The following is a 12,791-nucleotide window of genomic DNA, read 5'->3' on the forward strand; positions in this document are numbered from 1 at the left end:
GCGGCTCCTCCTCAGGTGGGCGGCGGAGCGCTGCGCCCGCCGGCTCGGTGTGCGCACCCTGATTGTCCGGGTGCGACGCAGGTCACGTCCAATAGCGGTCCGGCAGGTGGTCCATGCCGATGAGACATAGTGGCGTCGCCCTTCGCCGGCGTCAGTTCCGGTGCCGGCGGCTCGCCGTTGGGGTTCAGGAGCCGGCGGCCCAGTCCGCGGCCTCATCCCGGCGGAGGAACTGCTGGAGCCGCTGGGCGATCGAGCCGATGACCCCCTCGGCATGGTGGCCCGGAAGCCAGGTGACGTGCAGCGGCAGGTGCAGCGGGGCCCGGCCCCCGGAGAGCGAGGGGTGCACGATCCGTGAGCGCAGGCCGTACTGCGGCGGCTCGGTCACCAGTGCGACCCCGTGGCCGGCGGCGGCCAGAGCCATGCTCGTGTGTCCGTCCTCGCATTCGGTGATCCGGGAGAAGGTCACACCCTCGTCGCTGAGGCAGCCGTCCACCAGCAGTCGGCTCACACTGCGCGGCGAGGGCAGGATCACGTGCTCGTCACGGAGCTCGGCGATGCTCATGGGCGCCCCGTCCCCCTGCTCTCCGGGGAAGAGCGGATGCCCCGGGGCCGCCGAGGCCCGGATGGGCGGGAACGCCAGCGGGAACGAGCGCAGATGAGGGGCGGGGGCGACCGGGGAGATCGCCATGTCCGCACCCGTGCGGAGCGCGGCGTCGAGCTCGAAGTGCGGGTGGTCCTGACTGATGAGCATGGGATCGTCGCTGCTCATCGTGGCGATGAACGGGGCCAGCACGCTGCGGATGGAAGCCGTGGTCGCCGCCACCGTCAGAGAGCTCACCCGACCGGTCTGCAGGACGTGGACGGCCTGGGACAGTCCGCGGGCCTCGCGCATCAGCCGCTGGGCCACGGGGACGAACGCCCGGCCGGTCGGGGTGAGGACCAGCCGGTTGCCCTGCGGTTCGAAGAGCTTCAGGTCGAGCTCCCGCTCCAGGGCCTTGATCTGTCGGCTCAGGGCCGGCTGCGCCGTGTGGAGCACCTCTGCGGCCCGGGTCACCGTACCGAGGTCGACCACGGTGAGGAACTGGTGCAGCCGCCGCAGCGAGAGCTGGTCCGAGTGGTCCATGGGTCCCCTCCTCAGGTGCGCTTCTCCCCAGGTGCGCGTCACGTCACGCCGAAGTCAGGTCAGCTCGCCGGCGAGGATGCGTCGACCGACCTCGGTGAGGAGGTCGACTCCGCGCAGCAGGTCCTCGTCGCGGGTGTACTCGGCCTCGTTGTGGGAGAGCCCGTCGACACTGGGGACGAAGAGCATCACCGTGGGCACCAGGTCCTTCATATTGGTGGAGTCGTGACCGGCGACGGTCATCACCTCCATATGCGGCAGCTCCAGGTCCTCGGCGGCCTTCCGTGCGAGTGCGACGCCGTCGGTGGAGTAGGCCAGCTGCCCCCACGAGTGGGTGAGGTCCTGCTCGACGACGACGGAGGCCTCCTGCTCCGCCTCGCGGCAGGCCTCGACGAGCAGCTCGGCGGCGGCGTCGAGGACGTCCTCGTCGGGCGAGCGGAGGTCGGCCTGGAACGTCACCTCCCGGGCGATGGTGACCGGAGAGTTCGGTGCGAGCTCCAGGGTCGAGACTGCGGTGCGCAGCTCGTCGTGCCCGAAGCGTGCGCACAGGCGGCGCACCGCCACGACGATCAGCGAGGCGCCGAAGAGCGCGTCCCGACGGTCGGCCATGAGTGCGGCACCGGTGTGCGACTGCTCGCCGCGCACGGTGATCCGGAACTTGCGTGCTCCCCACGTCCGATCGACCAGGCCCGCCGGGATGCGGGCGTCCTCCAGCTCGCGCCCCTGCTCGACGTGGATCTCGGCGTAGGCGGCCGGAGTCGGAAGCTCGGCGGGCGGAAACTCCGGACCCCGGCCCAGGGCCTCGGCGACGGTGACCCCGGCCCGGTCGGCGGTGGCGAGGGCGGTCCGACGGTCCAGCACCCCGGTGTAGACGCCGCTGCCCATCATGCTGGGGCCGAAGCGGGACCCCTCCTCGTTGAACCAGTCGACCACACAGAGGTTCATGGTCGGTCGGAGCGTGCCGGCCTCGACGGCGGCCCGGAGCCGCGCGGCGGCGTGGGCGGCTGCGAGGACTCCGTAGGCGCCGTCGTACTTCCCCGCCATCGGCTGGGAGTCCAGGTGGGATCCCATCATCAGGAAGGGGGCGTCGGGGACGAACTCGCAGGTGCCGAAGAGGTTGCCGATGCCGTCGGCCCCGACGGTCAGTCCCTGGTCCCGCATCCGTCCGGCGAACCATTCCCTGGTGGCATGGTCGGCGGGCGTGGCGGCCTCTCGGTCGACTCCCCCGCCGTCGGTCGCTCCGAAGGCGGACATCTGCCGGAAGTCCTCCAGGAAGTCGAGCTCCGCGGCGTCGTGGTGCGGGTCGGCGAAAGGCATACGGGCTCCCTCGCGGATCGTGGCGCGCGTCGTCGGGCGCCCTCGGAGTGGTCAGCACCTACCCTACGCCACGTCCCTACGTGATGGCTCCATGCCCCGTCCGGCATCGAGACCCCTGTTCCAGGCGCATCATCGACCGTTCTGCGGCCGACATGCCGCAGAAGTCGGGGACTCGATGGTGAGAGGATCGGAACCGTCGTCGCTCGACCCCACCCCACCGCAAGGAGCACACCGATGACGAACCCGGTCCCAGACGTCACACTCCACGACGGACGCCGCATGCCCCAGCTGGGATTCGGGGTGTTCCAGGTGCCCGAGGCCGAGACCTCCGCCGCGGTGAGCACCGCCCTGGAGACCGGGTACCGCCACATCGACACCGCCGCGATCTACCGCAATGAGAGCGGGGTCGGCCGGGCCGTCGCCGAGTCCGGACTGGACCGGGACGAGCTGTTCATCACCACCAAACTGTGGGCCGCCGACTTCGACGCCCCGCGCCGGGCCCTGGAGCACAGCCTGGACCAGCTCGGCCTGGACCACGTCGACCTGTACCTGATCCACTGGCCGGCGCCGGCCACCGACGCCTACCTCGAGGCCTGGACGGTGCTGGAGCAGCTGCGCGACGCCGGACTGACGCGCTCCATCGGCGTCTCGAACTTCCTCCCCGAGCACCTGGACCGCGTGGTGGGCCTCGGCGGCACCGTCCCCGTGGTGAACCAGATCGAGCTGCACCCCGCACTCCAGAACCGCATCACGGTCGATGCGAACCGCCGCTTCGACATCGCCACCGAGGCTTGGAGCCCGCTGGCCCAGGGCGCGGTCCTGGAGGACGACGCCGTGGTGCAGGCGGCGGAGTCCCACGGCGTGACCCCGGCCCAGGCCGTGATCCGGTGGCATCTGCAGCGCGGGAACATCGTGATCCCCAAGTCGGTGACTCCGGAGCGCATCGCCTCGAACTTCGACGTGTTCGGGTTCGAGCTCTCCGAGGACCAGATGGCCGGCATCGATGCTCTGGAGCGCGACGGCCGCACCGGCCCGCACCCGAGCGAGCTCAATCCCTCCTAAGGGGCGGGCCGGTCGGGGACCAGTCGCCGTGCGATGAACTGCCGCTGGGCCTCGTTCTCGGCGAGCTCCAGCGCACGGGCCCAGGACGCCGACGCCGCCGGCGCATCATGGACCTCGTCGTAGAAGAGCGCACAGCAGACGTGGAACGGACGATGCCGCGTCAGCTCGGGCTCATCCGCGAGCGCGAGCAGCCCCCGCAGCCCGGCCTCCGGTCCGTCACGCCGACCGACCGCGACGGCCCTGTTCATGCGCACCACCGGATCATCACGGTGGTGGAGCAGGATGTCGTAGAGGGCGACGATCTGCCGCCAGTCCGTCGAATCGAAGTCGCGCGCCTCGGCGTGCACTGCGGCGATCGCGCCCTGGACGGTGAAGCGTCCGGCCGAGGGCATGGCCGCGGCTCGCTCCACCAGCGCGAGGCCCTCCATCGTGAGCGCGCCGTCCCAGAGGCCGCGATCCTGGTCCTCCAACGCGACGGGGACGCCGTCGGCGTCGACCCTGGCCGATGCGCGGGCCTCGGTGAGCAGCAGCAGTCCCAGCAGCCCGCACGGCTCGGCCTCCTCCGGAAGGGAGGTCTGTACGATGCGCGCCAGCCGGACGGCCTCCGACGTCAGATCCCTCCGCAGCAGCGAGTCTCCGGCGGTGGCGTCGTAGCCTTCGGTGAAGATCAGGGAGATCGCCGTCAGCACCGACGGCAGCCGGGCCTGCAGAGCACCGGGGTCATCCGGCACCTCGAGCGGAATCCGATTCGCCCGGATCCGCTTCTTCGCGCGGGTGATGCGCGCCTGCACCGTCGGGACCGGCAGCAGCAGGGACTGGGCCACCTCCGCAGTGGTCAGCCCGCCGACGAACCGCAGCATCAGGGCGATCTGGTCGGCTCCGGAGATGGCCGGATGACAGCAGCCCATCAGCATGGCCAGGCGCTCGTCCTGCCCGCCCAGTGCGTCGAGGGCGTCGTCCTCGGCCGACGGCGGCGCCAGCTCTTCCTGCAGCCGGAGTTCGGCGATCCGTCGGGCGAAGACCGCATCGCGGCGGACGCGGTCGAGCGCCCGACGCCGGGCCGCTGTGATCAGCCAGGCCAGGGGGCTGCTGGGCATGCCGTCGCGCGGCCAGGTCTCCAGTGCGGCCGCCATGGCCTCCTGGGCGGCCTCTTCGGCCAGGTCGAGACTGCCGAACCGGCGCACCAGCACGGCGAGCAGACGTGAGTGCTCGTCCCGGAAGAACCGGGCGAGCACCACGTCCGTCGTCTCGCGCATGCCCAGCTCAGAACTCGAGCATGGGGCGGATCTCCACCCGGCCCCCGACCGCACCGGGACACCGGCCCGCCCAATGCAGCGCCTCGTCGAGGTCCTTCACGTCGATGACGATCGTGCCCCCGACGAACTCGCGGCTCTCCGCGTACGGTCCGGAGGTCACCACGGGTTCGGCGTCGCGGTCCCTCTTCGTGACGATGGTCCCCTCTTCGGGGTCGCTGAGTCCGAATCCCCCGGCGAGGACTCCGGCCTCCTCCAGTTCGGCGTCGAAGGCCATGAACTCCTCGACGGTCGGCGCTTCGGGCGACTCTTCCCCGCAGCGGGCATCCGTCAGGTTCGCCATGAGCAGCAGTACGTATTTCATGGTTCCGGTCCTCTCGTGAGAGATGGTCGTGGACCCGGCCGGATGGGCGGGTCACCCAGTAGACGAAGTCCGGGTCCGCAGATCGACAGCTCGACGAGATCATCTGCGCGATCCGGTCAGGATGAGTCTGACCCGGATCCCGCGCGGTGTCACCGGTGGGCTGACCGTCCCTTCCGCTCCTCCCCGTCCCGATGACTCTGGAGTTCGTGCGGCTCTGAGCCCGATCTCAGGCTGAGAGTGACACGAACTCCAGAGTCAACCGGGGTTGGGGATGGGAGTGGGGCGCTTTCAGCGGGGATGAGGCCTGACTGTGGGCTGATCAGCGGAGGAGGCGCACCGCACCGGGGGCGACGACGACTTCGACCTCGCAGCCGCGATGTTGCCCTCCGAGCACCTCCTCGCCGTCGGCGAAGATCGGCACACCGGCCGGCACGCGGACGCGCAGTCCCCGGACGCGAGAGGTCCGCAGCGGGCGGATCAGCCGGTGCGCCCGGAGGTACACCAGTGGGAACAGGCCCATCAGCCCCGCTCGGGAGAGCGGATCCACGAAGGAGACCTCCGCCCGGCCGTCGGCGACGTCGGCACTCGGGGCGAGTGGTATCCCACCGCCGATGGTCGGACCGTTCTGCACACAGATCAGCGCTGAGCGGCGAGCCCGGAACGCTGCGTCCTCGACGGCGACGTCGAAGCTGATCGGCCTGAACCTGCGCACCTCGACGAGCAGGGCCGCGAGGTACCGCAACGGACCCGGCAGCACGCGGAGGACCTCCGCCCGGCGGTTGACCTGCGCGTCGAAGCCGATGTTGACCGAGTTCGCCACCCACCGCTCCTCCCGAACCCCCTGGTCGACGGTGACGAGGAGCCGCAGCGCGTCGACCTCGGAGGTGCTCATGCTCGGCGACTCCAGAGCACGGAGCACCACGTCGAGCGCCTTCCGCGGATCATGACGGGCCAACCCGGCCGCCCGGGCGAAGTCGTTGCCGGTCCCCGCCGGGACCACACCCAGCGGGACGGCTCGGTCGCCCTCGGCACCCTCGGCCGCGAGCGCGAACCCGGCACCGACCATCCCATCACCGCCGCGGACGACGACGGCGTCGACCCCCTCCCCGACGGCCCGCCGCGCACGGCTCATCTGGGCGGCGTGATCGCTCGGATCCGGGACGATGAGCTCCAGCGACAGGCTGGAGTGTTCGGCGATGCGCCGCCGGGCCCGCTCCAGAGTCCGACGACGTCCGGCGCGAGGGTTCAGCAGGACCAGGACGCGACGCCGCAGCGGCGCCTCGTCCGCCGCAGCACCGACCACCTCGTCCGACACGGTCCGATCCATGGGCACATCGTAGAGGTCGCCGGCATCGATCTCCCCCACTCCCGCGGGGATCACCCCTGAGCGGCGTCGAGGAGCGCGCTGACCAGGGCGTGGAGCCCGGTGGCCTGGGAACCCTTGACGAGTATGACGTCACCGTCGCGCAGCTCGGACAGCAGGTGGTCGGTGAGCTCCGCGCGGTCCGTCCAGTGGGTCGTCGCCTCGCGCTCGCCCAGACCCTCGGCCAGACGGCGCATCCGGGGCCCGAAAAGGTGCAGCACGTCCAGGTCCAGGCCGTCGACGTCGTCGGCCATCCGACGATGGATCGCGTTCGTCCCCCGCCCCAGCTCCCGGATGTCACCGAGCACGGCGATGCGTCGCCCGGCCCGCTCCGGGCTGCGCGCGGCCAGAGCCTCCAGCGAGGCCACCATCGAGAGCGGATTCGCGTTGTAGGCCTCATCGATCACCGTCACCCGACGCTCACCGGGCAGAGTCACCTCGGAGACCATGCCCCGGCCCCACAGGGCGCTGAAGCTCTCCAACGAGGCCGCACCCTCCTCCCAGGTGCTGATGCCGTGGGCCCGCAGCACCGCGATGACGGCGAGTGAGTTCAGCGCCATGTGGCGCCCCTCAGCACCGATCCGGTAGTCGAACGGCTCACCGTCGACCGCCGCACGCACCGTCCCGTCGGTCGGGTCGTAGCCGACCAGCCGGATGTCGGCGTCGTCGGCCTCCCCATAGGTGGTGACCGTCCGACCCTGGGCTCGTGCGTAGTCGATGAGCATGTCGGAATGGGGGGCGTCGCGGCACACCACGGCCGCGCCGACCCCGGAGGCCGGCAGCCCGTCGAAGATGTGCCGCTTCTGCCGGGCCACCCCCTCCAGGCTCTTCAGATAGTTCAGATGCGCCTCGGAGATCGAGGTCAGCACTGCGACGTCGGCGGCGAGGACGAAGTCATGTCGTCGCAGACTGATGAATGTGCCGCCGGCGACCTCGATCACGGAGTGGTCGTAGCGGTCCGAACGCGCCTGGTGCGCCGCCACATGGACCCCCACGTTCTGCGGGTTGGGCGGCGAGGCGACCGTCCACTGCGGTCCGACGGCCTTCAGCGCGTGGGTGATCATGGCCTTGGTCGTGGACTTGCCGGCCGACCCGGTCACCGCCGTGATCCGCCGGTCGCCGCGTCGGTCCCGGATCACCTCCGCGATCCGCAGCGCGAGCCCCAGAGTGTCCTCGGCGATGAACAGGTTCGCTCCGCGCAGCGCCTCGGCCTGAGCCTCGGCGGTCTCGGGGGTGCAGAGGAATCCCGGGGATCCGGAGCCCGACGCCCGGGCGATCCGCTCAGAGGCGTCGAGGTCCCTGCCGACGAACCGGCCCATGTTGACCTTCCCCCACCGTCGGTCCACCAGGATGACGAATCGTCCCAGCCGCTCCTTCGACCGCGGGATCGCGACCATGCCGCCGAAGTCCACCGTCTCGTCCCCGCGGTACTCCACCTCGACCGACGCGGGCAGCTCGGCGAGCAGGGTCTGGACGTCCATGGGGCTCCTGGTGTCTCGGTCGAAGGGTGGCCGGGTCGGGATCGTCGCGACCGTCGGAATCACGGTCGCAGGCCAGGATAGTCGGCACAGGGCGGTCGGACCTCCCACTGCTACTCTGAGCCATGCCGAGCCGCCGCCCCTCCGCCTCCCGCACAGGCACCCTGCTCTCGGGCGGCCTCGTCTGGGGCTTCCTCGGCGTGCTGGCCTTCTCCTTCACCCTGCCGTTCACCCGGATCGCCGTCGAGGAGCTGGAACCGCTGCTCATCGGCGCCGGACGGGGCCTCGTCGCCGGGCTGGTCGCCGCGACGGTTCTGCTGATCACCCGACAGCCCCTCCCCTCGCGCCGTCAGACGATGCGGCTGCTGGTGGTCGCCGCCGGCATCGTCCTCGGATTCCCCGTGCTCACCTCCCTGGCGCTGACCACCGCCTCGGCCAACCACGGCGCGGTGGTGATCGGCGTACTTCCGGCGGCCACCGCGACCGCCGCCGTGCTGCGCACCGGCGAGCGCCCCGCCCCGCGGTTCTGGGTCTTCGCCGCACTGGGGGCGGTGGTGGGAGTCGGCTTCGCCGTGCTCCACGGCGGTGAGCTGTACGGCCTGAACTGGTCGGACCTGCTCCTGCTGGGCGCTGTGGTCGCCGCGGCCGCGGGCTACGCCGAAGGGGGCCTGCTGAGCCGAGAACTGGGATCGTGGCAGACCATCTCCTGGGCCCTGGTCCTCTGCACGCCGGTGACGGCGGCGCTCACCGTCGGCTCCCTGGTCACGGCTCCCCCGGTCGAGGCGCAGCCGGTGCACTGGGCGGGCTTCGCCTATCTGGCGCTGATCAGCATGTACCTCGGCTTCTTCGCCTGGTACCGCGGCCTGGCGGTGGGCCCCATGGCGCAGGTCAGCCAGATCCAGCTCGTCCAACCGGTGATGACCCTCGTCTGGGCGGCGCTGCTGCTCGGGGAGCACATCACGTGGCTCACCGCGGCCGGCGCGATCGCCGTCGTCGTCTGCGCCGCGCTGGCCGTGCGGACCCGGCTCCCGCCGCCGAGTCGCCGACCCCCGTCGGGACGCCCCGGTCCTCCCTGAAGGCCCGTCGCCCCCGAGAGTGGGGAGTGAGAGGCTGAGGACATGCGCATCGCACTGCTGCAGGTGGCCGCGGTCCCCCTGGACCTGGAGGCCAACCTCGACCTCATCGACGACGCCGCCGGGAAGGCCCGGGCCGGCGCCGCCCAGCTGCTGCTCACGCCGGAGCTGTTCGCCACCGGCTACGCACCGCAGGACGTCCGCGACCGACTCCCCGAGGATCGGATCACCGCAGCACGCACCCGACTGGCAGAGATCGCCCGGACCCGCGGCATCGCCCTGGTCCACTGCCTGCCGGGCGTCGCGAGCGCCGCCTCCGTCTCCCCGGACGCCTCCGTGGAGCCGGCCATCACCGTGGTCTTCGTCGACGACGCCGGCATAGAACGCGCCGTGTACGAGAAGACACACCTGTTCGGGCCTGAGGAGCGTGCGGCGTTCCGCGCCGGCACCTCAGCACCCCCGGTGATCCGCTGGGAGGGTCTGCGATTCGGCCTGCTGGTCTGCTACGACGTCGAGTTCCCCGAGACCGTGCGGCACCTGGCCGCCGCCGGCGCCGACGTCGTGCTCGTGCCCACCGCACTGGCCGGGGCGCCCGCCGTCACCGGTCTGCTGGTCCCGTCCCGCGCCGCGGAGAACCTGCTCTCGGTGGCCTACGCGAACCACGTCGGGGAGGAGGCGGGCCTGGATTTCGACGGTGAGAGCCTCGTCGCCGGGCCGGGCGGTCAGGTGCTGGTGTCGGCCGGCACACGGACCGGGGTGTTCTTCGCCGAGGTCGGCCCCGCCCTGCACGGGCCACCGGTCCGTGAGCGTCCCGAGGGGCCCTGGTACCTGGAGGACAGGCGGCCGTCGCTCTACCGCCGGTGGGCCGCGGAGCACGGAGAGACACCGCGGTAGGGTGATGCAGTGGCCCGGGACACACGGGCCCGTCAGCATGCCCCTCCGGCGTGCTCGATCCACGCGCACGGCGCAGCGCTGCGCACTCCGACCGGCGAGGAGGCCGAGCCCTGTGAGTAGTGACGACCTGTTCTGGACGAACCCGGACCGCATCGAGAAGGACGGGCACATCGGTCCCGTGGACGCGACCCAGCTGCCCCGCTTCGCCGGACCGGCGACCTTCGCCCGGCTGCCGCGCATCGACGAGGTGGAGCACACCGACGTCGCCCTGATGGGGGTCCCCTTCGACACCGGCGTCTCCTACCGCTCGGGCGCCCGGTTCGGCCCCACCCACGTCCGCGAGTCCTCTCGGCTGATGCGCCCGTACCACCCGGTGCTGGACACCGACCCGTTCGGAGTGCAGCAGGTCGCCGACGCCGGAGACGTCGGGGTCAACCCGTACGACGTCGAAGAGGCCATGGGCACCGTGGAGCGGGCCGCCTCGGCGCTGACGGCCCGCGGTTCGCGCATCGTGACCATCGGCGGCGACCACACCATCGCCCTGCCGCTGCTGCGCAACGCCCACCGTCACCACGGCAGGGTCGCGCTCATCCACTTCGACGCCCACCTGGACACCTGGGACACCTACTTCGGCCAGCCCTACACCCACGGGACGCCCTTCCGACGGGCCTTCGAGGAGGGACTGATCGACACCGAGGCGGTCATGCACGTCGGCACCCGCGGCCCGCTGTACGGGAAGAAGGACCTCGACGATGATGCGAGCTTCGGCTTCTCCCACATCACCTGCGAAGGGATCATGCGCCGCGGCGTCGACGACGTCGTCGAGCAGATCCGCACCGTGCTCGGGGGCCGGCCGACCTACCTGTCCATCGACATCGACGTGCTCGACCCCGCCCACGCGCCGGGCACCGGCACCCCGGAGGCCGGGGGCATGACCAGCCGGGAGCTGCTGGCCGTGCTCCGCGGGCTGCGCGGAGTGCATCTGGTCGGCGCCGACGTCGTCGAGGTCTCCCCCGCCTACGACCACGCCGAGCTGACCGGAATCGCCGCCGCCCATGTCGTGTATGACCTGATCGCCCTGATGGGACTCAGCACCGAAGGGGGTACTCGCTGATGACGATGTCCGGACCCCTGCACGACGAGGACCTGGACACCTCCGGCGCCGAAGCGGGCGAACCGCCCCTGACGATGCTCAACCCCGACTTTCCGTTCAGCTACGACCACCACCTCTCCCACCCGGCCGGGCTGGGTTCGGTGCCCGAGGCCGCGCACGGGACCGAGGTCGCCGTCGTCGGAGCCGGGGCGGCCGGCCTGGTGGCCGCCTACGAACTGATGAAGATGGGGCTGCGGCCGGTCGTGTTCGAGGCCGGAACCATCGGCGGACGGCTGAAGTCCCAGGCCTTCGACACGAATCCGGAGATCATCGCCGATCTGGGCGGGATGCGCTTCCCGGTCTCCGGGCGGGCGCTGTACCACTACATCGATCTGCTGGACATCGAGACCCGGGAGTTCCCCAATCCGCTGACCGAGGCGACCCCGTCGACGGTGATCGACCTCAACGGCGAGACCATCTACGCCGAGACCCCCGACCAGCTGCCGGGGTTCTACCGCGAGGTGGCGGCGGCGTGGAAGGACGCGCTGCGTCAGGACGCCGAGCTCGACGCCGTGCAGGACGCGATCCGCCGGCGTGACGTGGTCGGGCTGAAGCGGCTGTGGGACGAGATGGTCCGTCGGCTGGACGACGAGTCCTTCTACGGGTTCATGGCCTCCACGGACGCGTTCCGGCGACTCTCCTTCGAGCACATCGAGACCTTCGGTCAGGTGGGCTTCGGCACCGGCGGATGGGACACCGACTTCACCAACTCGATCCTGGAGGTCCTGCGCGTCGTCTTCACCGACGCCGACGACGGGCACCGCAGCATCGTCGGCGGGGCGCAGCAGCTGCCCGAGCGGCTCTGGCGACACGCCCCTGAGCACACGGCGCACTGGCCGGCGGGCACCACGCTGGCCTCGCTGCACGGCGGGGCCCCGCGGGGCGAAGTGACCGGGATCCATCGGGGTCAGGCCGGAGGCATCCGGATCACCGAGAAGTGGGGCCGGGTCTCGGAGTTCCCCACGGCGGTGATCACCTGCCAGTCCTGGCTGCTCTCGGCCCGCATCGACACCGAGGAGGAGCTGTTCGCCCCTCCGATGTGGCGGGCGATGGAGAAGAGCCACTACATGCTCTCCTCGAAGACCTTCGTCATGGTGGACCGGCCGTTCTGGCGGGACGAGGACCCCCGGACGGGACGGCCGTGCATGTCGATGACGCTGACCGACCGGCTGCCGCGGGCCACCTACCTCCTCGATGAGGGCCCTGACCGTCCGGCGTCGATCCTGCTGTCGTACACCTGGAACGACGACGCCCTGAAGTGGCTGGCGCTCGACGCCGACGAGCGCAGCCGGATGATGCTGCACTCGCTGCACAAGATCTACCCCGACCTGGACATCGGCTCACACATCGTGGGACGGCCGATCACGGTGTCCTGGGAGGCCGACCCGAACTTCATGGGGGCGTTCAAGAACAACCTCCCCGGGCACTACCGATACCAGCGGCGGCTGTTCAGCCACTTCGTGCAGCGCGACCTCCCGGAGCACGAGCGGGGGATCTTCCTCGCCGGGGACGACATCTCCTGGACTGCGGGCTGGGCCGAGGGCGCGGTGACCACTGCGCTCAACGCGGTCTGGGGCGTGATGGACCACCTGGGCGGCTCCTCCGCCCCGGAGAACCCGGGTCCCGGTGACCTGTGGGAGGACCTCAAGCCGGTCGACCTGGACTGACCCACCCTCAGTCGAGGGAGCAGATCTCGTGGCGACTCGCCGAATGC

General features: G+C 71.1%; 11 protein-coding genes. 5 read left to right on the forward strand and 6 right to left on the reverse strand.

Annotated features, from left to right (window positions below; genetic code table 11):
• Positions 1-184 precede the first annotated feature (184 nt).
• Positions 185-1,123: a LysR family transcriptional regulator gene (locus N7E59_RS04570; RefSeq protein ID WP_261623736.1), complete on the reverse strand. Its 939-nt coding sequence runs from the start codon at positions 1,121-1,123 to the stop codon at positions 185-187.
• A gap of 54 nt (positions 1,124-1,177) precedes the next feature.
• Entirely contained in the window at positions 1,178-2,437 is a 1,260-nt protein-coding gene (locus N7E59_RS04575) for a M20 family metallo-hydrolase (RefSeq protein WP_261623737.1), read from the reverse strand.
• A gap of 234 nt (positions 2,438-2,671) precedes the next feature.
• On the opposite strand from N7E59_RS04575, the gene N7E59_RS04580 reads away from it, so the two are divergent.
• The gene (locus N7E59_RS04580) at positions 2,672-3,499 is read left to right on the forward strand and encodes an aldo/keto reductase (RefSeq protein ID WP_261623738.1); all 828 of its coding nucleotides are present in this window, start codon (positions 2,672-2,674) and stop codon (positions 3,497-3,499) included.
• Here the strand turns inward: N7E59_RS04580 and N7E59_RS04585 are convergent.
• The 4 genes from N7E59_RS04585 to N7E59_RS04600 form a co-directional block, all read right to left on the reverse strand.
• On the reverse strand, positions 3,496-4,755 hold the full coding sequence (locus N7E59_RS04585; RefSeq protein WP_261623739.1) for an RNA polymerase sigma factor: 1,260 nt from the start codon (positions 4,753-4,755) through the stop codon (positions 3,496-3,498). The two genes, N7E59_RS04580 and N7E59_RS04585, sit on opposite strands and share 4 nt — an antisense overlap.
• 7 nt (positions 4,756-4,762) lie before the next feature.
• Complete coding sequence (locus tag N7E59_RS04590; RefSeq protein ID WP_261623740.1) at positions 4,763-5,116, reverse strand: YciI family protein; 354 nt, start codon at positions 5,114-5,116, stop codon at positions 4,763-4,765.
• A 319-nt stretch (positions 5,117-5,435) separates the two neighbouring features.
• Complete coding sequence (locus tag N7E59_RS04595; RefSeq protein WP_261623741.1) at positions 5,436-6,443, reverse strand: diacylglycerol/lipid kinase family protein; 1,008 nt, start codon at positions 6,441-6,443, stop codon at positions 5,436-5,438.
• Positions 6,444-6,493: 50 nt separating this feature from the next.
• On the reverse strand, positions 6,494-7,960 hold the full coding sequence (locus tag N7E59_RS04600; RefSeq protein WP_261623742.1) for a Mur ligase family protein: 1,467 nt from the start codon (positions 7,958-7,960) through the stop codon (positions 6,494-6,496).
• A gap of 122 nt (positions 7,961-8,082) precedes the next feature.
• On the opposite strand from N7E59_RS04600, the gene N7E59_RS04605 reads away from it, so the two are divergent.
• The 4 genes from N7E59_RS04605 to N7E59_RS04620 all read left to right on the forward strand — a co-directional run bounded on the left by N7E59_RS04605 (position 8,083) and on the right by N7E59_RS04620 (position 12,744).
• Positions 8,083-9,033: a DMT family transporter gene (locus tag N7E59_RS04605; RefSeq protein WP_261623743.1), complete on the forward strand. Its 951-nt coding sequence runs from the start codon at positions 8,083-8,085 to the stop codon at positions 9,031-9,033.
• Positions 9,034-9,075: 42 nt separating this feature from the next.
• The gene (locus N7E59_RS04610) at positions 9,076-9,924 is read left to right on the forward strand and encodes a nitrilase-related carbon-nitrogen hydrolase (protein ID WP_261623744.1); all 849 of its coding nucleotides are present in this window, start codon (positions 9,076-9,078) and stop codon (positions 9,922-9,924) included.
• Positions 9,925-10,036: 112 nt separating this feature from the next.
• On the forward strand, positions 10,037-11,038 hold the full coding sequence (gene speB / locus N7E59_RS04615; RefSeq protein WP_261623745.1) for an agmatinase: 1,002 nt from the start codon (positions 10,037-10,039) through the stop codon (positions 11,036-11,038).
• Between the two features lie 5 nt (positions 11,039-11,043).
• Entirely contained in the window at positions 11,044-12,744 is a 1,701-nt protein-coding gene (locus tag N7E59_RS04620; protein ID WP_261623872.1) for a flavin monoamine oxidase family protein, read from the forward strand.
• Positions 12,745-12,791: the final 47 nt, after the last annotated feature.

Origin of the sequence: Nesterenkonia marinintestina, assembly GCF_025420485.1 — a bacterium.
In the GTDB taxonomy this organism is placed as follows: domain Bacteria; phylum Actinomycetota; class Actinomycetes; order Actinomycetales; family Micrococcaceae; genus Nesterenkonia; species Nesterenkonia marinintestina.